Raw genomic sequence first — 19,933 nt, forward strand, 5'->3', positions numbered from 1 at the left:
GCGCCCGGCTATTCTAGAGCCGACTGGGTTCCGCTCAGTCGGCCACCTGGTCGAAGAACCCCGGCTCGTTCGGGAAGGCCGGGTCGGCATGGTCTCGGCCGAGATAGGCCTTCATCGTCGCCTGCATGAACTGCGACTTGGCCATCTCGCCGGCGAGCGCCTGGATGCGCGCCTGAAGACTCGCGACGTCGGCGGGCCGCTCGGTCGCAAGATTGGTCTTCTCGGTCGGGTCCTTGGCGAGATCGTAGAGCTCGAGGCGCTGCGGCAGAGGCGTCTGCCAGATGAGCTTCATATCGCCCTCCCGGACCGCGCCGCGGAACATCTCGACATTGTAGACGATCTCGCTCCGCGGCGACGGCGCATTGGTCGCGATCGTGTTCCAGACATCCATGCCATCAAGCGGCTTGGTGCCGGTGGTCGCGCCACCCGCCCGGCCGAGGATCGTCGGCAGCATGTCGACGACATGCATCATGCCGTCCACCTTCTCCGGCTGGATGTGACCCGGCCAGTTGGCGAGTGCCACGACATGCGTGCCGCCTTCGTAAAGCGAACCCTTGCCGTCCCGCCAGGGCGCATTGGAGGCGGGAAGGTCGCCATTTGTCGCGATCTCGCCGGCGAACATCGCGTCGCGCACGCCGCCATTGTCGCTCTGGAAAAAGACGAGCGTGTTGTCGCGGAGCCCCTTCTTGTCGAGCGCTGCGAGAACGTCGCCGATCTGATCGTCCATGGCCGAGACCATGGCGGCATAGGCGCGGCGGTTCGGGTCGGCGATATCCTTGTAGCGGTCGAGATAGGCGGATGGAGCCTGAAAGGGCGTGTGCGGTGCGTTGAAGGCCAGATAGAGAAAGAACGGCTTGTCCGTGCTGCGGCTATCGATGTAGCGGACCGCGTCCTGGCCGATCAGCGTCGTCGAATAGCCCTCCTCATGCAGCGGCTTGCCATCGCGGTACCAGTCGAGCGCGCCATGCACTTTGTGGGTATTGTAATCGATCTCGCCGATCAACGGGCCGTATTGGTAGTCAAAGCCACGCGCATCGGGAAAAAGCGCCTTGTCGGCATGGCCGAGATGCCATTTGCCGATGATCGCCGTGTCATATCCCGTCCGCTTGAGTAATTGCGGCATCAGCGTCTCGTCCGCCGGGATACCGTAGGTCTGCTCGGGCAGGATGACGAAGCTCTGCAGCCCGTAACGCAGCGGATAACGCCCGGTCATCAACGCCGCGCGCGTCGGCGTACACATCGGCTGGGCATAGAACTGCTCGAGCCGCGCGCCGCCGGCGGCGAGTTCGTCGATGCTCGGCGTCCTGATGTCCGAACCATGAAAGCCGACATCGGCGTAACCGAGATCGTCGGCGACGATATAGACGATATTGGGCTTGGTTTCGGCGGCAAGCCCGGCCGTTGCGCTCGCCGCGAGGGCGAGAGCCGCCAGCGCTGATCTCAACAGATGTGACACGATAATTCCCCGATTGACGGCCGCCCGACGGCCAGGTTCCCACACCTTCAGTTGCCCGCGCCATAAGGGCTTTCTGAAGGCAACAACGCGGGCTTTCTGAAGGCATCAACGCTTTCGCGTAGCGCCGGCTTCTGGCCGAATCATGGCTTTGACGCGGCCCGTTGGCGCTCCGTCGTCGACGGGACGATGAATGGGGATGGGCTGATCCGAATTGCGGTCGCCGGTCACGGTCCCGGCGAAAAGGCTACGCACAGTCTCGCTTTGGCAATGACCGTGAACCCGTCTTCGGCTTGCCACTGGCGCGTTGATGGTATAATGAGTATCTCAATATATGGTCGAATGACAGCCGGTCGTGCGGGGAGGAGCCGCACGGCGTGACCGTGAGGTCCGGCGCATCGAGAGCCGCGTTCAACGGCCACCTGCGACGCTATTTTGGAGGAGGAGAATTCATGCGAGGACTGAAGATCTTTGCGGCGACGGCCCTGGCCGGGTTTGTCGCCTTCTCGGGCGGAGCCGAGGCGAAAGATACGCTCCGCCTGATGACCGTTTTCGACGCCCCGACGGTCAAGCTCTGGGAGCCGGTTCTGGCGGCCTATAACGCTGCCAATCCCGATGTCGAGGTGAAGATGGAGACGGTCGCCGGTTCGGGCGCCGCCGTCTATCCCGACGTGCTGCGCACGTCGATGGCGAGCGGTGATCCGCCAGACGTCTTCTTCATGTGGGGCGGCGAGATCGCCGGGCCTTTCATCAAGGCCGGCCAGGTCGAGCCGCTCGACGCTTATTATGAGAAATACGGCTGGGAAAAGGTCGTCGCGCCCTGGACGATCGATCGCATCACGCGCGACGGTCACAAATATGGCGTGCCGTTCCATGCTCGCGGCATGGGCTTGTGGTACCGGGTCGACCTGTTCGAGAAATACGGCCTCTCGGAGCCGAAGACATACGATGATCTCGCCAATATCTGCTCGACCTTCAAGAAGGACGGCATCTATTGCGCTTCGTTCGGCGGCAAGTTCGGCTGGCAGACCATGCGCCTTCTGGACTATTTCACCGAGACGACATGCGGGCCTGAAGAGCACGACAAGCTGAATATGTTGCAATCGAGCTGGAACCAGCCTTGCGTCGTGGCGGCCTATGACCGCATGGCTCAGTGGGTGAAGGATGGCTGGCTGGTGCCCGACTTCCTCAACGTCGCGCCGAACGATGCGCGCATGCCCGTCTATTCGGGTGACGCGGCGATGGTGTTCGAAGGCGGCTGGTTCGAGGGCGTGCTGAAAAGCGACGAGCAGCCGCTGGAGAACTACAAGTTCTTCCTGCCGCCGACCGGTCATACGCCGGTGCGCTATTCCGCGTTCCCGGAACAGTGGATGATCCCGACGTCCTCCAAGCACAAGGACCAGGCGGCGGCGCTCATCAACTGGATGACGATCGCCGACACGCAGAAGCAATATCCCGAGGCCTTCACCGCTTCGGCGACGATCGGGGTCGAGTCCGACTGCGCGGTGGCCCCGCGCGACTGCGAGTGGAAGAAGTTGCTGACCTCGGATTCGGCGACCTATCCGCCGACCGACCAGGCCTTCACCAAGGAACTGATCGACGGCTTCTTCGAGGTCCAGGACGGTGTCGTCGCCGGCAAGATCACGCCGGCCGATGCGGCGGCGCAGATGCAGGCCAAGGCAGAGGCCTGGAAGGCGAAGCAGAAGTCCTGACCTCCCGGGACTGATGAGGTGTGGCGGGCGGCGCTTCCTGCGCCGTCCGTCCACCGTCCCGCAAGACGAGAGAACCGATGTCCGAGATCACTCTTGGCGCGCGCCGGCCCGTCATCGTCCGCCGCAGGCGCTGGCGGATTCCGGTCACCGCCATCCCCTATCTGTTTCTCGCTCCCGCCACGCTCTGGTATGCGGCCTTTCTCGTCTACCCGATGCTGCAATCGCTCTATGTCTCGTTTTTCGATTGGGACGGGCTCTCGCCGACGATGACGTTTGTCGGCCTCGAGAACTACATCAACATTTTCGCGGTCGATGAAGTCGCCCGCCTCGCTCTGTGGAACAACATCCTCTGGACGATCGGCGCGCTCGCCTTGCCGACATTCTTCGGGCTCATGCTGGCGCTGGCGCTGAACCGCCGCGCTCCCGCTTCGACGCTTTTCCGCACCATCTTCTACAGCCCGGCCGTGTTGCCGCTCGTCGCCGTCGGCCTGATCTGGGCCTGGATGTACAATCCGCATTTCGGCGTCGTGAATGTCACGCTGAAGGCGGTCGGCCTGCGCAGCTGGGCCAATGGCTGGCTCTCGAACTATGAGATGGCGCTGCCGGCGACCTTTGTGACCTTCATCTGGTCGCATGTCGGCTTTCCCATGATCTTCTATCTTGCCGGGCTGCAGGCGATCTCGAAGGATTATTACGAGGCGGCGACGATCGACGGCGCCAACGCTTTCCAGCGCTTTCGCCACGTCACCATGCCCGGCCTCGCCGAGACGCATGTGATCGTGCTGTCGCTCGCCGTCATCAACGGTTTCAAGGTGTTCGACCTCGTCTACACCATGACCTATGGCGGCCCGGGCCGCTCGACGCAGGTGCTCGGTACCTGGATGTATTTCCAGACCTTCCAGTATTACCACGCCGGCTATGGATCGGCGCTGGCATGGGTCATCGCCGCGATCGTGCTCGTGATCGCGATTCCCTATATCCGCCGCATGTCGCGCGGCTGAGGGCAAGCCCATGATGTCAGACGTTCGCCGCCAGCGCCGCCTCGAGCAGACCGTGATCTTTCTCGGCCTCCTGGCGCTCTCCCTGATCTGGCTGACGCCGTTCGCCACGGTGGTGCTCTCGGCAATCCGCGGGCAGGGCGATCTGCTCGCCCGCGGCGTGTTCTCGCTGCCGAAGAAGATCGCATGGAGCAATTTCGCCGAGGCCTGGAGCACGGGTGATTTCTCGATCTACTTCCGCAACTCGCTGCTGCTGATCGCGATGAAGGTTCCGCTCGGCATCTTCATCGCCGCGCTCGCCGCCTATCCGCTCGCCAAGCTCCGGTTCCGCTTCTCCGGCGCCATCTTCATCTTCTTCCTGGCGGGTCTCGCCGTGCCGGTGCAGGTGACGCTGCAGCCGCTCCTCGTCATGATGAAGCAGCTCGGCATCGCCAACAGCCTGTTCGCGCTGGTCCCGCCCTATGTCGCCTTTGGTCTGCCGTTCCAGATCTTCGTGCTCCGCGGCTTCTTCCGCCTGATCCCGTCGGAGCTTCTCGAGGCGGCGCGGCTCGATGGCGCCTCCGAATGGACGGCGTTCCTGCGCGTGATGCTGCCACTCTCCGTTCCGGCGCTGGCAACGCTCTGCATCATCGACGTGCTGGCGACGTGGAATGAATTCCTGATCGCACTCGTGCTGATCAGCGCCAAGGAATCCCGCACGGTGCCGGTCGGCCTGCTGCAGTTCCAGGGCGAATATTCATCGCAATACACATTGCTGATGGCCGGCATCCTGATCTCGATTGTTCCGGTCATCGCGATCTTCATCTTCCTGCAGCGCTACTTCGTCGCCGGGCTGACCGCCGGCGCGGTCAAGGGCTGACCAGCGTTCGACATCCATCCTCCGGAGCCGATCCCATGACGAACCCAAGCGTTCTCCCGCGCCGCAGCGTCGGCGAATGGCAGCTCAAGAGCACGCGCGCCTACAAGGCACCGTTCGCCGATGTGCGTGTCGATGGCATCTTCACCAGTCCTTCCGGCAAGGAATTCATCATGCCGGGCTTCCATGACGGCGACGGCGTCTGGAAGCTTCGCTTCAATCCCGGCGAGGCTGGCCGTTGGACGTTCCGTATCGCCTCGGTTCCGCATGATCCGGAACTCGCCGGTGAGGGCAGCTTCGATGTCGAGGAGCGCGAGACGCGCGGCTTCCTGAAGGCGACACCCGGGAAAGCCTGGGGCTTCCACTATGAGAACGGCGAACCGGTCTTCTTTCTCGGTGACACCGTCTATGACCTGTTCGGCATGGCCTATTGCGGCGGCGACGTCGAAGGCTTTCTGAAGCGGCGCCAGAAGCACGGCTTCAACCTCTTCCGCTGCCGCCTGCCGATCAGCCGCTTTCACCCGCCGGAAGGCTATAGCGATTGGCACTCCAAGCGGCTCTGGCCATGGGGCGGCAGCGAGACGTCGCCCCGGTTCGACATCTTCAATCTCGATTATTTCCGTTCCGTCGACGAGACCGTCGCGCTCATCGACGGGATGGGCATGGGCATCGAGATGATCATGGAGGGCTGGGGCTTCGAGTTTCCGTTCAACCATCGCGCCTGGTTCACGCCCGAATGGGAAGAGCTGTGGATGCGCTACCTGATCGCGCGCTACGACGCCTACGCCGCCGTGCATTTCTGGACGCCGCTCAACGAATACGAATATTACCCCAATGGCGATTGGCATCATAAGCCGGCGGCCGACCGCTGGGCGTTGTGGATCGCGCGCTGGATCAAGCGGACTGCGCCGCACGGCCATGTGCTCTCGATGCACAATGGCCCCGTGATGCCGCCCTTCGCCGAGCGCTTTCATGCCGATCCCGAGGCGGTCGACGCCATCATGTTCCAGGAATGGGGCGCGCGCGACCGCGACAAGGGCTGGCTCGCGACGGGGATCGAGGAACAGATCGAGAAGAGCCTCAAGGGCTGGGGCGGCAGCGCGATCTTCGCGGAATGGGGCTATGAGCGGAACCCGGACTTCTATCTGAAGCTGCCGAGCCACGAGTTCTGCGATCGCAACCACACGCGCCGCAGCGCCTGGCGCGGTGTCATGTCGGGCCTCGGCATCATCGCCGGTTTCGAGAATTCCTGGGCCCCATGGATGGAACTTGGCTCCGATCAGCCTGGTGTCGCCGATCTCGATGTGGTCCAGAAATTCTTCCGCGCCGAGGTGCCCTTTGCCGATATTGCGCCGGCAAATGATATCGTCAGCGGGGACTATGAACGCGGCACCCGTCCGCTGGCGCTGGCAAATGCCGACCGCTCGCTGATCGTCGTTTACTTCCCAGCAGCCGGTGACGCCTGGCTCGATCTGCACGGGGCCACCAACCTGTCCTGGTTCGATCCACGCACGGGCGCGAAGACGCCCTTCAGCTGGTCCCCTGGCGATCGGATCTCGGCGCCGCCGGGCGAGGATGATGACGGTCATCCGCTCGACGCCGTCCTCGTCGCGCGCCGCTGACCAGGTGTCCTGCGCCCACGATTTCGGAGACAGGATCGCCCCTGTCTCAAATTGCCAACCTCGAAGGAACGCCCATGCCATTGCCGCCTGAAAAGCTCACCCGGATCATCGTCAACACGGACGCCAAGAACGAGGCCGACGACCAGTATTGCGTCGTCCAGGCGCTGCTCTCGCCCTCCTTTGAGCTGCACGGCATCATCCCGGCGCATTTCGGGACGCGGCGGACGACGCGCTCGATGGAGGAAAGCCGCGAAGAGGTCGATCTTCTTCTTGATCTCATGGGCTTGTCGGGCAAGGTGACCGTCGCCAATGGCGCCGCCGAGGCGCTGCCCGACGAGACGACCGCACGTCCGTCGCCAGGCGCCGAATTGATCATTCGCGAGGCGATGAAGGACGATCCACGACCGCTCCACATCGCGTTCCTCGGGCCGCTGACCGATATGGCGGCGGCGCTCCTGATGGAGCCGCGCATCGCCGAGCGCAATGTTCGCGTCGTCTGGATCGGCGGCGGGCGGTGGCCGGTCGGCGGCTCGGAGTTCAATCTTTCAAACGACATCCACGCGGCCAATGTCGTCTTCAAGTCGAAGGTCGATCTCTGGCAGATCCCGATGACGATCTACCAGATGATTTCGGTTTCTTATGCCGAGCTGTTCGAGAAGGTTTCTCCGCAGGGCAAGCTCGGCGCCTATCTCGTCGACCAGCTGATCGACTTCAATACGCGCTTTCATCAAGGCCCAATCGAATATCGCTCGCTCGGCGATACACCGTCGCTCTCGGTCATCATGAATCCGAACGGCGGGACCTGGCGTTATGAAGCGGCGCCTGAGTTCAGCCCGCTGATGAACTACGTCCATACCGGCCGCAACCGGCCGGTGAAGGTGTATGACACGATCGACGTGCGCTTCATTCTCGAGGACATGTTCGCAAAGATCGCCCGTTTCCATCGCGGCGAACAGGAAACGGCGGTGTTCTCGTAGGTCTCGGACCGGCGGGTCAGCCCGCCGACCGGATTGATTAAGGCAATGCGCCGGGGCTGCGAGGCCCCGGCGTTCTTGTTTTCGCTAAGCCGCCTCGCGCGGATTGCAGATATCCTTGACCGATGCCATCACGGCTTCCGGGCTGAACACTGCCTGTAGCCAGTTCTCCTTGAAGATCAGCGGCCGTGCCTCGCGGATGGCGTGCAGCGCTCCGTCGGAGAACTTGCCTTCCTTGAAGATGTTGAAGGCGATGGCGAGTTCGATCTGGATATGACCGAGCATGAAATCCATCGCGGCAGCTTCCGGCACGCCGCGCCGCACCGCCTCGTCCGTCGCCTCGCGGAGCGCGAGGCAGAGCGTGGCGCCGACCGTTTCCGACATCGCCGGCTCCATGACGGCGATGTTTTCCAGCGTGCAGCGATGGGCGCGATTGACCGGCGTATAGATCGTGCGCGCTACCTCCTCGCAGAGCGCGTAATCCGCCTCCGGTCCCTGGATCAGCGCGCAGACGATCGCCTGCGGATCGCTGACGCCACCGAAGTGATCGCGCTCGCCATCCTTGACGTTCTGGGGGAACACCGAGGGATGGCAGGGATGCGTCACGAAATAGGTGACATCGGCGCGGACAGGCATCTCGCCGGCATAGGGGGCGGCGGCGTCGAGAACGATCAGCGCCGCGCCGGGCCTGACGCGCGCGATGATCGAATGGGCGATCTTGCCGATCAGCCGGTCGGGCACGGCCAGAACGATGACCTCGGCCTCGGCGAGCGCCTCATCCTCGCTGACGCAATCGGCGCCGATCGCATCCTTGAGGCGCGTGCGGCCCTCGGCGGAAACCTCGACATGGTCGACGGTGAAGCGCGAACCCTTGAGATTGGTGGCGAGGCGGACGCCCATTTTGCCGCCGGCGCCCAGAAGTGCGATCTTGGTCATGCTGCCTTGCTCCTCATCCGGGCGGGTCCGCCGCCCTCCTTGATCCAGGTGAAATAATCGGGCGAGCCCATCTGGCCGCCCTTCAGCGCGATCTCGAGCGGAGGCCGCGCGGGATCATCGAAATGAGCGCGGCAGAGCGCTGCGCCCGGAACGGTCGGGGCGAGCGCCGTCAGCGCGCGGATACCGAGTGCAAGCGCGCCATGGCCCGAAGTGTCGCCGCCGGCGATCACCGCGCGGCTGACGCCAGCCTCGGTGATGATGCGGTCCAGCGCCGAGCCAAGGCCGTGCCCGATCCGCTCGTTGACGGTCGCCGCCGGAATGCCGCTGGCAACGATCGCGGCATCGACGGCGCCGATCGCGGGGTCGTCAGGTCCGGAGGCGGTAGCAATCAACGGATCGCGGCCGCGTCCGAGCGCGGCGAGCGCGGCGTCGACTGCGCGCCCGATCTCGCTTCGCCATTTGGCTTCGTCGACCGCCAGCGCTGCATCCACGGCGATGTGTTCGAACCCGCTCGCGGTGGCGTGGGCGATCTGCGCCGCGGTCTGGGGCGCGCACGAGCCCGAGACGACTGCGATCGGTCCGGCGCCTCCGGCACTCGCAAGGGGCAGTGATGCGCCGAGCGCCCCGCTCTGGCGCCAATGCTCGATGAGCGCATATTCGACGCCTTGCGAACCGATGGCGAACTGCCGGGCGCCGCGCTGCTCCCAGATCAGTTTGCCCGCCAATGCGAGGTCACTGGCGTCCATGATGTCGATGGCGATGATTTCGCCGCCGTCGGCCCGTGCTCTTGCGAGCGCCGCGCCAGCATCGGCATGGAGACCAAGACGGTCGACGAGGCCAAGGCGCCGCGCGGTCTGCGCGGAGAGGTGACGTCGGACATCCGCCTCGCGCATCGGCGTCACCGGATGGCGGCTCATGGTCGGATGGCGATCGAGCCGGTAAACCGCGCCGTCGTAGAGCGCATAGAGATCGCCAAAGGCCTGATAACGCCCGATCGGCGGTGCCGCCACGACGAGCGGATGCCAGCTGCCGCCCAGCATCGGCGCGGCAATGTCGATCGCCCGGCCAATCGAGCCGACATGCGGCGCGGAATCGAGCGTCGAGCAGATCTTGTAATGGCTGATCGGCGCGCCGATCTCGGCGAGCGCTGCGAAGACCGGCGGCAGATGCTCGTCCATCCATTCCGGCGGCTTGGAACGGGCGATGCCGGCAATGCCGATGCCGCGCATGCCGGAGAAGCGTGCGCGATCCTCAGGCGTCGGAATCCCCAGGAACAGCACCGAGGGCAGTCCTGCAAAGGCCAGCGCTTCCATCGTGGCGGCCGATCCCGTGAAATCATCGCCATACCAGGCGACGAGCACGCCTTCTGGAAGCGCGGCAGCGGTCATGCACCTGCTCCCAGCGCCCTGGCGAGTTCGGGATGCGTCCTCGCCTGCGCGTCGAGCGGGATGCCCACAATGGCCGCATCCCAGGACTGGCGGAGGCTGGCAACGCCCGCCGCCGGGCCATCCGGATGGGCCATGATGCCGCCGCCCGCTGCATAAATGAGGTCGACGGAGCCGAGTGCGGCGAAGGTTGCCGGCGGCTGCTTCACCGTCTGGCCCGACGAGAACACCGGCATGACGATGCAGGGCTTTTCGGCGAACATCGGCGTCAGGCAGGCGCGCGCCGAGGCGATGACGCTGTCATCGGGCTCGGAGAACTTGTTGGCCAGGCCGTTCACATGCATGTGGTCCGCCCCGGCCAGACGCCAGAACTTCTGCCAGGCGACATAGGACCAGCCCAGCATCGGCGCGCGCGAGAGATAGCCCCAGCCGTTGCGGTGCGCATGGATCGGCAGCGCGCTGTGGCGGCCGAGCGCGATCATGCCGGCGAGCCCGACCGAATTGAGGCTCGCCATGACGCAGGTGCCGCCCTCGGCCAGCACGAGATCATGCCGCCGCCGCATCTCGTCGATCTCGCCGGTCAGGTTGAAGGCGAACATCACCTTCTTGCCCGTGCGCTGGGCCGTGTCGTTGATCACCCGCATCACCGCGCGGACGCGCTGGTCGAACGGACAATGCGGCCCATCGGCCTGCAATTCGTCGTCCTTGATGAAATCGATGCCGGCCTCCGCGAGCAGGCGAACGAGATCGGCGGTCTCCCCGGGGCCGAAGCCGACGCTCGGCTTGACGATGGTGCCGATCAGCGGCCGGCCTTCGACGCCCGCCAGCCACCGCGTGCCCTCGACGCCGAATCTCGGGCCGGGATAAGCGTCAGCAAACGCCGTCGGCAGGCGGATATCGAGGATGCGCAGACCCGAGAACTGCTTCAGCTCGAAGAGATTGCCGCCAACTGTCGCCATCAGGTTGGGCAGCGAGGGTCCCATATTGGCCAGCGGCCACGAGAGCGTTGCCCGGACGCGCTGGATCCGGCTGCCGGCGGGGCGTCCGGCGCCGGGCAGGCTTGGCGCCTCGACCTCGCCGAGCATTTCGAGCGCCTCGATCCGCGCGGCTGAGCGTTCCTTCAATTCCGGCGTCTCGCCCGGCACGGGCACGAATGTGCCGGACGATTGCTCGCCCGCCATGGATTCGATGGCCGCGCGCGGATCATAAGCCGTCTCGACGAGATAGTCGGCTTCGATGCGCTCGGGCGAGATGAGAGCCTCAGTCACGGCCGCCCTCCCGCCAGTCCTTCATGCGGATGATGCTGCCGGTCGCGGCCGACTCGTAGGACGCCAGCGCCAGCGCCATCGTGCCGAGATTATGCGCGCCGGAAGGCTGCGCTTCGGACTTGCCGTTCAGCACGTCTATGAAATGGCGCTCGAAGGCGACAACGCTCTGCTGGACCACCTGCCATGGCTTCTCGCCCCAGGCGGGCAAGGCAACGTCGACATCGGTCTCGGTGACCGAACCGGGGTGATGCTCGAACAGCCGGTAGCCGCGGGTCAGCTCCAGAGTGCCCTCGGTGCCCTCGACGACTGCCGTGGTCTGCGGGAAGGGATCCGGCTCATATTTGGCAAAGGCCGAGCATTCGACGACGCACACGGCGCCGCCGGCATGGCCGAGGAGGGAGGTGAAGGCGTCCTCGCCGCGCACGATCGGGTTCACGCGCTGCGTCAGGCAGGAGAGCGTCTCAACCTCGCCGAGGAGATGGCGGGCGAGGTCGTAGAGATGCAGCCCGATATCCATCAGGCTGAGCCGCTCCACCTCGGCGAGATAAGGCTGGTTCTTGTAATAGTCGAAGCTGTGCCGAAACGAGATGCGCGCATAGGTCGGCCGGCCGATCCGGCCCTTGGCGATGCGGTCGGCGATCTCGATGAAAGGCCGCTGCCAGCGGAAGTTCTCGTGCACGGCGAGCGGCACGCCTGCCTTCTCGCAGGCGCTGACCATCGCTTCGGCATCGGCCTGGCTGTCGGCGAAAGGCTTCTGGCAGATCGCCGCGACGCCGTGGCGGGCGGCGAGTTCGACGAGCGGGCGATGAAACGGCGAGGTCGTCACGACATCGACGAAGTCGAGCTTTTCCGCCCGCAGCATTGCCTCTGCGTCGGCATAAGCATGCGAAACCTTGAAATCGGCCTGCATGCGCTCGGCCTTGGCGAAGTCTCGGTCGCAGACGGCGACGATCTCGGCGCCCTCGACTTCCGCCCAGCCGTTCATGTGATTACGCGCGAAGAAGCCACATCCGATCAGGGCGCCGCGACGGACAGTCATGGGAGATCTCCAGTGAAAGTGAGAAAGGCGACAGAATAGGCGCCCATCGTGATTTGATCAGCCGTGTCGCCCGGCCGGTCAAGCCACAGCGGATCGCCCGCTGCCGCCGTGAAGCTGTCCGTATCGAGAAGGCGGATTACCGCCTGTCGTGGCAGCGCGAGATCCCGCGTCTCCGCCGACAGATTGGCGAGGATGAGCATCGGACCGGCCGCGACAGCGGCTATGCCGGCCGGCAGACCGCTGACCGCGCGCCGCCGCAGTCCGGCAAGTCCAGCGAGCGCGCGCACGACATGGAACAGCGGATAGACTACCGCCTCGGCCTGATCGTCGAAAAAAGGCTGCGGCCAGCGCGCGGCGCTGTGGATCATGCCGAACGGTCCGGTGAGCGTCGCGAGTGCCATGGCCTCGACATCGCTTCCCTCGGTCGCCGCGACGGCGCCGACCGCGAAGCTTGCTGCGAACAGACCGCGCTGGCGTGGGTCGACCTTGGCCATTGCCAGACGGCGCCCCTCGGGATCGGCCGGCCGCTCGGGACCATAGGCGTTGGACCGCATGCCGATCGAGACAAGGCCAAGCTGATAGAGCTTGCCCGGTGCAAGCGCGGCGACGCTGTCGAAGATCGCCGGCAGGGCTTCGAGCGTCTCCATGACCGATCGGTCATCGGCGGCGTGGACGATCGCCGTCATGCCATGGCTGACGAAATCCGCGAGCGCGAGGTCTGGCGGGCAGCGGTTGAATTCGGTGAAGCTCGTCAGCATGCCGCCGCCGATCTCCGCATCCGGAAACGCCGCCCGCGCAGCGACTGTGGCATCGGTCGGCGTCGCCCCTTCCGGCCACGGTCCGGATGGCTGGTGCGAGGCGAGATAGGCTGCCGGCAAGGCGAGCACACGGCGCGGCACGATGTCGGCGGCGTAGAGCCGCGCTCGGAGTTCCGCCAATGCTGCAGAAGGATCGGGACCATCGGTGATCACGACTTCGATCGTCACCGCGCGGTCACCGATCACGGGTCGAAGCGCCGCGAGCCGTTCAGCATCAATATCGGCCGGAAGGCGAAGCGCGACGGATCGGATATGGGCCGTATCGAAAAGGTTGGCTGCCTCCCCCACGATCGGCTCGGCCGCGTCGAGCGCCAGGACGATCTCGGGCAGCTTGCGCCCCTCAGGACCGAGCGCGAGCGTGCCCGCGAGGTCCACGACTTCGCCGCGCGGGCCGATCGCGCCAGCGCAACGGATGACGATCTGCTGCCGCAGCGTCGATCCCGCTTCGAGGCGATAGGGCGTTGGCAGTGCGAGCGGCCGGCAATAGGTCTTGTATGAGGCATCCGACCAGTTGCGCTGGTCCTCCATCTCGAAGACCTCGCCGGCGAAATCAATCGCAACGGCGATTCCCTCGACGACATGCTCGAGGCCGATAATGTCGAGCGCCGGCTGCGAAGCCATCACCAGCGCCGGGAAGCTTCGGTCCTCGCTGGTGCCATCGCTGTGGTGGACGGTGAGCGGCATGCCCGCGACGCCGGCAATCGGATGCAGAAGCGTCAGCCCGGCCCGGTTCGTCTGCAGGTCACGAAGCGCCGCAATCTCGGCAGTCACGATCAGCCTGGCACCGCCGTGCGTAGATGCCGTCAGCCGGCATTGCGCGGCACCATCGGCAACCGTGAAGCGGCGCTCATAGCTGAAGCCTTCGCCATCCCGCGCGACCGTTTCGAGCGGCATTTCGGCCGGAAGCGTGCCCCAATGCGCATCGCGCACCAGAAGATTGATGCCGCGCACGACCTCGACGCCGTGCCAGCGGATCCCGCGCAGGGCGCCGTCGGCAACATCGAGCGTATAGCCGCCGGCTGCCAGCGGACGTGTCGCGCCCGTTGGTTCCGCTGTGCCGAAGGCGAAGATCTGGGATCGAACGTCGCCCATCATCCTCCCCGCGGTTCGATCTTATGATGGAACAGTCATTATACCAGAAGATGATGTGCCACAAGCGCCTTGCGGCACTGCTGGCGGGCGCAGGAGGTTAGGAAGTGGTGATGAGCGGGTTAGGACGGGGCGCGCTCAACTGAGCGAAAGGTCGGTGATCGCCCTGTCGATCCATCATTCTGCGTTCTGTCATTGCAGGGCCTGACCCGGCAATCCAGTCTTCCTTGGTCCACCTGATGATAGACGCGTCGGTTACTCGGTAGAAGCCGAAAGGCTGGATTGGCGGATCAAGCCCGGGAATGACCGGAGACGGATGGCGGTAAGAGAGGGCGAAGAGGGGGGCTCCAGTCTCGAATGCTGAAGAGAGGGAGCTGAGGGCTCAGCCGGCGTCGTTACGCGAGAGATTGTCCTGATGATAGAGGTCGTTGGCGCGATAGAGATGGTCGCGCATCGCCTTGGCGGCGCCCTCGACATTGCCGGCCTCGATCTCGTCGACGATCTGCCGGTGTTCCGCGAGCGTGAGCTTTTCGAGGCCCTGCACCCGCATCAGCCCTACATGGAAGCTCTGCAGCCAGCGCAGCAGCGCCTCGCTGAGCGAGGTGAAGATCGGATTGCCGCTGATCGCCGCGATCTCGCGATGGAAGCGGGCATCGAATTGCAGGAAGTTGGCCGGATTGTTCCGCTGCGCCTCCTGGCTGTCGATGGTGCGCCGAAGACGCGCCACATCGACCGGGCCGGCGCGCTGCGCGGCAATCCGCGCCATCTCCATCTCGAAGGTGGCGCGCGCTTCTTTCAGATGGGCGAGGCTCGCAGGCGAATGCGACAGGATGTGCCGCATCGAATCCGACATCTGCTCGACCATGCGGCCGAAGGAAGGTTCGGCGATGCGCGCGCGCTCGCCATGGCGGATTTCAACCAATCCCATGCGCTGCAGGCTCTGCATCGCCTCGCGAATCGCTGGCCGGCCGACGCCGAACGCCGTCATCAGATCACGCTCGGAGGGGAGGGGGTCGCCAGGACCGAGGCGGTCGCTCTCGATGATTGCGAGCAGCCGTTCCTGCACCTCATCGGAGAGCTTGCGTCGCTTGATCGGATCATGTTCAGTCGTCATACCAGTATCATCTGCCGACCGACGCGGCTTGGCAAGCGTGGTGGCAGCGGCGACAGGCTCCCAGTCGAAACCTGGGCCGACAAACGGCCATCGGACTGGCGATGTCCGGGCGGGATGGTGTATTGCGCAGCATCAATCGTGGCGTGATCGACAGATGCTTGTCCGTTGCGCGCCACCCTGTCGCCCGCCCGATCGTGGCTGTTGGCCGAGGAGCATGTCATGACGGCGGACGAACTGCCCGCGCGCGAGATGATGGAATTCGACGTGGTGATCGTCGGGGCCGGCCCTGCCGGCCTCGCCGCGGCTATCCGCCTAAAGCAGATCGATCCTGAGATCTCCGTCGTCGTCGTCGAGAAGGGCTCGGAGGTTGGCGCTCACATCCTCTCGGGCGCCGTCATCGATCCGATCGCGCTGGATCGCCTGCTGCCGGAATGGCGCGGCGAGGACACGCCGATCAAGACGGCCGTGACCGAGGACCGGTTCCTGTTTCTCGGGCCCGCCGGTTCCCTGCGCCTGCCGAATTTCATCATGCCGCCGCTGATGTCGAATCACGGCAATTTCGTCGTCTCGCTCGGCAATGTCTGCCGCTGGCTCGCTGGCAAGGCCGAGGCGCTCGGCGTCGAGATCTATCCGGGCTTCGCAGCAGCCGAGCTGCTTTTCGACGACGCCGGTGCTGTGACCGGCATTGCCACCGGCGATATGGGCGTTGGCCGCGACGGCGAGCCGGGTCCGAACTACCAGCGCGGCATGGAACTGCGCGGCCGCTACACGCTGATCGGCGAGGGCGCGCGCGGCTCGCTCGCGAAGCAGCTTATCGAGCGCTTCGGCCTCTCGGATGATCGTGAGCCGCAGAAATTCGGCCTCGGCATCAAGGAACTCTGGCAGGTCGACCCGAGTCTGCACCGGCCCGGCCTCATCCAGCACACATTCGGCTGGCCGCTCGGCAACGGGACGGGCGGCGGCTCGTTCCTCTATCACCTCGAGGACAATCAGGTGGTGGTCGGCATCGTCGTCCATCTCAATTACGACAATCCGTATCTCTCGCCGTTCCGCGAGTTCCAGCGCTTCAAGACGCATCCGGCGATCGCGCCGCTGTTCGCCGGCGGCAAGCGCATTTCCTATGGCGCCCGCGCGATCACCGAAGGCGGCTTTCAGTCGGTGCCGAAGCTTATCTTCTCAGGCGGCGCGCTGATCGGTTGCTCCGCCGGCTTCGTGAACCTGCCGCGCATCAAAGGCAGCCATAACGCCATGCTCTCGGGCATGCTGGCCGCCGATCATCTCGGCGCGGCGCTATCCGCCGGCCGCTCGCATGATGAACTCGTGGGCTATGAGGCGGCGTGGCGGGGTTCGGAGATCGGCGCCGACCTTCGCAAAGTACGCAACGTCAAGCCGCTCTGGTCGAAGCTCGGCACGATCGGCGGCATTCTCGCCGGCGGCATCGACATGTGGGCCAACACGTTCGGCTTCTCGGTGTTCGGCACGCTGAAGCACGGCAAGGCCGATTTCGCGACAACAAAGCCAGCCGCATCCGTCCGCCAGATCGACTATCCAAAGCCGGACGGGATCGTCAGCTTCGATCTTCCCTCGTCGGTGTTCCTCTCGAACACCAATCACGAGGAGGACCAGCCTGTGCATCTGAAGGTCGCCGATCTTACCCTGCAGAAGACGTCTGAGCACGATGTCTATGCCGGGCTTTCGCAGCGATACTGTCCAGCCGGCGTCTATGAATGGCTCGAGGAGCCGACCGGTCCGCGCTACCAGATCAACGCGCAGAACTGCGTCCACTGCAAGACGTGCGATATCAAGGACCCGAACCGCAACATCACCTGGACCGTTCCGGAAGGCGGGGGCGGGCCGAACTATCCGAACATGTAGCGGCGCGTGTCTGCGGCTGCCGAGAAAGCAGACGCGGCGCGAATTCGCCTTGTCACGGCCCGGGACCGCCGTGATGCTGGACCGCCGAAGACCACAGCGAGTCGACCATGCCGATCTATGATTTCAGCCTCAAGGACCTGCGCGCCTATCACAGCGATGTCGTGCCGACGCAGGATTTCGACGCCTTCTGGCAGCGGACGCTGGACGAGACGCGAGCGTTTCCGCTCGCCGCGACCTTCGAGCCGTTCGAGTGCGGGCTGAAGCTGGTCGAAGTTTTCGATGTGACATTCGCAGGATTTGGCGGCCATCCGGTCAAGGCCTGGCTGATCCTGCCGCGCCAACGCTCCGCTCCGCTTCCGGCCGTCGTCAAGTACATCGGCTATGGTGGCGGCCGCGGCTTCCCGCAGGATCACCTGCTCTGGCCGACCGCCGGCTATGCGACGTTCGTGATGGATACGCGCGGGCAGGGCAGCACCTGGTCGAAGGGCGACACGCCGGACCCCGTCGGCTCGGATTCGGCCCATCCAGGTTCGATGACGCGCGGCATTTTGAGCCCGGAAACCTACTACTACCGCCGCGTCTTCACCGACGCCGTGCGAGCGATCGAAGCCGCGGGCAGTCATGACGCGGTCGATGGCAGCCGCATCGCTGTCACCGGCGGCAGCCAAGGTGGCGGCATCGCCATCGCTGCGGCCGCGCTCGATCCTTCCGTCAAGGCGCTGATGCCGGACGTTCCATTCCTCTGCGATTTCCCCCGCGCGGTCAGCATCACGCCGCGCGATCCGTTCCCGGAGATTTCGCGCTTCCTCGCCGTCCATCGCGACCGTGTCGAGGATGTGTTCAAGACGCTCAATTACTTCGACGGCGTCTGTTTTGCGGGCAAGATCAAGGCTCCGGCGCTCATGTCGGTCGCGATCATGGACACCGTATGTCCGCCGTCGACGATCTTTGCCGCCTTCAACGCGCTGGCGTCCTCCGACAAGACGCTCCGCGAATACGGCTTCAACGACCATGAGGGCGGCGGCGCCTTCCAGGAGCGGGCGCAGCTCGCGTGGCTCGCCGAGCGTCTCTGACGCGGCTGAAAGCTCAGGCATCAAATGCCAGCGGCCTCGCCACATCCGTGACGAGGCCGCTGTTCGTTCGTAGGGCCGTGTCTCAGCTGTGGCGGATTTCGGTGCCGAGCACCTTCAGGCATTCGCGGATGAAGGCCGCAAGCGCCGTCCAGCCCTTGGCGGAAACCATGGTGCCGTCGACATAGGCGTCGGTCGGCGAGAGATCGATATAGGTGCCACCGGCCAGGATGACTTCCGGCTCGCAGGCGCCGAGTGCCGCGACCTTCTTGCCGCGCACGACGCCATCGACCGCGATCAGGATTTGCACGCCGTGGCAGATCGTGAAGATCGGCTTCTGAGCCTCGTGGAAGTGACGCACGATCGCCTGCACGCGCTTGTCGGTACGGATATATTCCGGGCCGCGCCCGCCGGCGCAATAGACGGCGTGATACTGGTCGAGCTGGCGTTCGGCTTCCGAGAAGGTCTTGTTGATGTCGGCATAGTGGCCGAGCTTTTCGGTATAGGTCTGGTCACCCTCGAAGTCGTGCAGCGACGTCTTGATCCGGTCGCCGGCGTTCTTGTCGGGACACACGACATGCACGGTGTGTCCCACGGCTTCCATCGCCTGCTGGTAGACGAAGATCTCGTATTCTTCGGTGAATTCACCGGTGAGCATCAGAATTTTCTTGCCGGGCATGGCGGTCTCCTCCGCGTATGGGGATGAGCGGGCGGATCAGATCCGCCCGCGCTGCTGGTTGTTAGAACGGCGAGTCGGGGAAGTAGAACTCGGCCGCGTTATCCTTCGTGATCAGCGGCGCGTCGAGCTTGACGTTGCCGCGCACCGGCGCGTGGCCGACGAGATTGGCGACCGTCATGTAGATCGCGGTCTTGATCATCGACGGCGGATAGGGGGTCTCGACCGGCGTCATCGCATCGCCGTCGATCACCTTCTTGACGATGTCCTTCATCCCATTGCCGCCGAGCGCGAACTTGATGTCGGTCCGGCCGGATTCCTTGACCGCCTCGAGCACGCCGAGCAGCATGTCGTCATCATTGGCCCAGACGGCGTCGATATGCGGATATTTCGCCAGATAATCCTGCATCAGCTTGAAGGCATCGTCACTGTTCCAGTTGGCGTACTGGATGTCGAGGATCTTGAGGTCCGTGCCGGCAATGCCGTCCTGGAAGCCCTTGATGCGCTCGTCGTCGATGACGGTCGGGATGCCCCTGAGCACGACGAGGTTGCCCTTGCCGCCAAGCTTGTCGACGAGGAACTTGGCCGTGTTCTTGCCGACGGCGATGTTGTCGCCAGCGACATAGAGATCCTGGATCGCCGGGTCGTTGAGGCCGCGATCGACCACGGTGATGAAGGCGCCGCTGTCCTTGACCGCCTTGACCGGCATCGTCAGCTCTTCCGAGGTCTGCGGCAGGATCACGAGTGCGTCCAGCTTGCGGCCGGCCGAGAGATCCTCGAGCGCGCTGACCTGCGCCGTTGCCGAGGGCGAGGTCTTGACGATCACCTCGACATCAGGGAAGGCGGCGTTGATTTCCTTGGCGGCCGCCTGGGCATGATAGACGACGCCTGCCGTCCAGCCATGGTCGGCTGCCGGGATCGACACCGCGACGACCTTCTTGTCGGCAGCCGAAGCCTGTCCGGCCACGAGAAGCGCGCCGAGGGCCGCTGCTGCGATCCACTTGTTTCTGGTCAATTGAATATCCTCCCAATAGATGGACCGGTCGAG

The 19,933-nt window shown here is 64.7% G+C and carries 16 protein-coding genes; 7 read left to right on the forward strand and 9 right to left on the reverse strand.

The genetic code is table 11. The features are described 5' to 3' along the window. Positions 1-34 precede the first annotated feature (34 nt). Positions 35-1,456 (reverse strand): arylsulfatase B, encoded by a 1,422-nt coding sequence (locus LB518_RS18895; protein WP_224579361.1) that lies wholly within the window; start codon positions 1,454-1,456, stop codon positions 35-37. A gap of 449 nt (positions 1,457-1,905) precedes the next feature. On the opposite strand from LB518_RS18895, the gene LB518_RS18900 reads away from it, so the two are divergent. From LB518_RS18900 to LB518_RS18920, 5 genes are all read left to right on the forward strand, one after another. After that, positions 1,906-3,165 (forward strand): ABC transporter substrate-binding protein, encoded by a 1,260-nt coding sequence (locus LB518_RS18900; RefSeq protein WP_224579362.1) that lies wholly within the window; start codon positions 1,906-1,908, stop codon positions 3,163-3,165. A gap of 77 nt (positions 3,166-3,242) precedes the next feature. After that, positions 3,243-4,166 (forward strand): carbohydrate ABC transporter permease, encoded by a 924-nt coding sequence (locus LB518_RS18905; RefSeq protein ID WP_224579363.1) that lies wholly within the window; start codon positions 3,243-3,245, stop codon positions 4,164-4,166. A gap of 10 nt (positions 4,167-4,176) precedes the next feature. Further along, on the forward strand, positions 4,177-5,022 hold the full coding sequence (locus LB518_RS18910; protein ID WP_224579364.1) for a carbohydrate ABC transporter permease: 846 nt from the start codon (positions 4,177-4,179) through the stop codon (positions 5,020-5,022). Between the two features lie 35 nt (positions 5,023-5,057). After that, a complete protein-coding gene (locus LB518_RS18915) occupies positions 5,058-6,641 on the forward strand; it encodes a glycoside hydrolase family 140 protein (protein ID WP_224579365.1) in 1,584 nt (527 codons plus the stop codon). Between the two features lie 74 nt (positions 6,642-6,715). Continuing rightward, complete coding sequence (locus LB518_RS18920) at positions 6,716-7,618, forward strand: nucleoside hydrolase (protein ID WP_224579366.1); 903 nt, start codon at positions 6,716-6,718, stop codon at positions 7,616-7,618. A gap of 84 nt (positions 7,619-7,702) precedes the next feature. On the opposite strand, the gene LB518_RS18925 is transcribed toward LB518_RS18920, so the two are convergent. The 6 genes from LB518_RS18925 to nanR all read right to left on the reverse strand — a co-directional run bounded on the left by LB518_RS18925 (position 7,703) and on the right by nanR (position 15,264). Next, the gene (locus tag LB518_RS18925; RefSeq protein WP_224579367.1) at positions 7,703-8,551 is read right to left on the reverse strand and encodes a phosphogluconate dehydrogenase C-terminal domain-containing protein; all 849 of its coding nucleotides are present in this window, start codon (positions 8,549-8,551) and stop codon (positions 7,703-7,705) included. Further along, the gene (locus LB518_RS18930) at positions 8,548-9,939 is read right to left on the reverse strand and encodes a four-carbon acid sugar kinase family protein (RefSeq protein WP_224579368.1); all 1,392 of its coding nucleotides are present in this window, start codon (positions 9,937-9,939) and stop codon (positions 8,548-8,550) included. The genes LB518_RS18925 and LB518_RS18930 overlap by 4 nt, the downstream gene beginning before the upstream one ends. Further along, entirely contained in the window at positions 9,936-11,204 is a 1,269-nt protein-coding gene (locus tag LB518_RS18935) for a ribulose-bisphosphate carboxylase large subunit family protein (protein WP_224579370.1), read from the reverse strand. The genes LB518_RS18930 and LB518_RS18935 overlap by 4 nt, the downstream gene beginning before the upstream one ends. Continuing rightward, on the reverse strand, positions 11,197-12,243 hold the full coding sequence (locus LB518_RS18940; RefSeq protein WP_224579371.1) for a Gfo/Idh/MocA family protein: 1,047 nt from the start codon (positions 12,241-12,243) through the stop codon (positions 11,197-11,199). Before LB518_RS18940 ends, LB518_RS18935 begins: the two co-directional genes overlap by 8 nt. After that, positions 12,240-14,153: a D-apionate lactonase family protein gene (locus tag LB518_RS18945; protein WP_224579372.1), complete on the reverse strand. Its 1,914-nt coding sequence runs from the start codon at positions 14,151-14,153 to the stop codon at positions 12,240-12,242. The genes LB518_RS18940 and LB518_RS18945 overlap by 4 nt, the downstream gene beginning before the upstream one ends. 379 nt (positions 14,154-14,532) lie before the next feature. After that, positions 14,533-15,264 (reverse strand): transcriptional regulator NanR, encoded by a 732-nt coding sequence (gene nanR, locus LB518_RS18950; protein WP_224579373.1) that lies wholly within the window; start codon positions 15,262-15,264, stop codon positions 14,533-14,535. A 219-nt stretch (positions 15,265-15,483) separates the two neighbouring features. Here nanR and LB518_RS18955 point away from each other — a divergent pair, with 219 nt between their 5' ends. Together LB518_RS18955 and LB518_RS18960 are read left to right on the forward strand one after the other, a co-directional pair. Beyond that, entirely contained in the window at positions 15,484-17,139 is a 1,656-nt protein-coding gene (locus tag LB518_RS18955; protein ID WP_224579374.1) for an electron transfer flavoprotein-ubiquinone oxidoreductase, read from the forward strand. 107 nt (positions 17,140-17,246) lie between these two features. Then, complete coding sequence (locus LB518_RS18960) at positions 17,247-18,212, forward strand: acetylxylan esterase (RefSeq protein ID WP_224579375.1); 966 nt, start codon at positions 17,247-17,249, stop codon at positions 18,210-18,212. A gap of 82 nt (positions 18,213-18,294) precedes the next feature. Here LB518_RS18960 and LB518_RS18965 read toward each other — a convergent pair whose 3' ends face one another. Beyond that, a complete protein-coding gene (locus tag LB518_RS18965; protein WP_224579376.1) occupies positions 18,295-18,888 on the reverse strand; it encodes a DJ-1/PfpI family protein in 594 nt (197 codons plus the stop codon). A 61-nt stretch (positions 18,889-18,949) separates the two neighbouring features. Beyond that, the gene (locus tag LB518_RS18970) at positions 18,950-19,900 is read right to left on the reverse strand and encodes a substrate-binding domain-containing protein (RefSeq protein ID WP_224579377.1); all 951 of its coding nucleotides are present in this window, start codon (positions 19,898-19,900) and stop codon (positions 18,950-18,952) included. Positions 19,901-19,933: the final 33 nt, after the last annotated feature.

It is taken from the genome of Mesorhizobium sp. BR1-1-16 (assembly GCF_020165495.1).
Lineage (GTDB): Bacteria > Pseudomonadota > Alphaproteobacteria > Rhizobiales > Kaistiaceae > Kaistia.

Coding starts and splice junctions, on each gene's coding strand:
- LB518_RS18925 (WP_224579367.1), bottom strand. CDS start 8,551: ATGACCAAGATCGCACTTCTGGGCGCCGGCGGCAAAATGGGCGTCCGC.
- LB518_RS18955 (WP_224579374.1), top strand. CDS start 15,484: ATGACGGCGGACGAACTGCCCGCGCGCGAGATGATGGAATTCGACGTG.
- LB518_RS18965 (WP_224579376.1), bottom strand. CDS start 18,888: ATGCCCGGCAAGAAAATTCTGATGCTCACCGGTGAATTCACCGAAGAA.
- LB518_RS18940 (WP_224579371.1), bottom strand. CDS start 12,243: ATGACTGTCCGTCGCGGCGCCCTGATCGGATGTGGCTTCTTCGCGCGT.
- LB518_RS18915 (WP_224579365.1), top strand. CDS start 5,058: ATGACGAACCCAAGCGTTCTCCCGCGCCGCAGCGTCGGCGAATGGCAG.
- LB518_RS18930 (WP_224579368.1), bottom strand. CDS start 9,939: ATGACCGCTGCCGCGCTTCCAGAAGGCGTGCTCGTCGCCTGGTATGGC.
- nanR (WP_224579373.1), bottom strand. CDS start 15,264: ATGACGACTGAACATGATCCGATCAAGCGACGCAAGCTCTCCGATGAG.
- LB518_RS18945 (WP_224579372.1), bottom strand. CDS start 14,153: ATGGGCGACGTTCGATCCCAGATCTTCGCCTTCGGCACAGCGGAACCA.
- LB518_RS18910 (WP_224579364.1), top strand. CDS start 4,177: ATGATGTCAGACGTTCGCCGCCAGCGCCGCCTCGAGCAGACCGTGATC.
- LB518_RS18920 (WP_224579366.1), top strand. CDS start 6,716: ATGCCATTGCCGCCTGAAAAGCTCACCCGGATCATCGTCAACACGGAC.
- LB518_RS18905 (WP_224579363.1), top strand. CDS start 3,243: ATGTCCGAGATCACTCTTGGCGCGCGCCGGCCCGTCATCGTCCGCCGC.
- LB518_RS18900 (WP_224579362.1), top strand. CDS start 1,906: ATGCGAGGACTGAAGATCTTTGCGGCGACGGCCCTGGCCGGGTTTGTC.
- LB518_RS18960 (WP_224579375.1), top strand. CDS start 17,247: ATGCCGATCTATGATTTCAGCCTCAAGGACCTGCGCGCCTATCACAGC.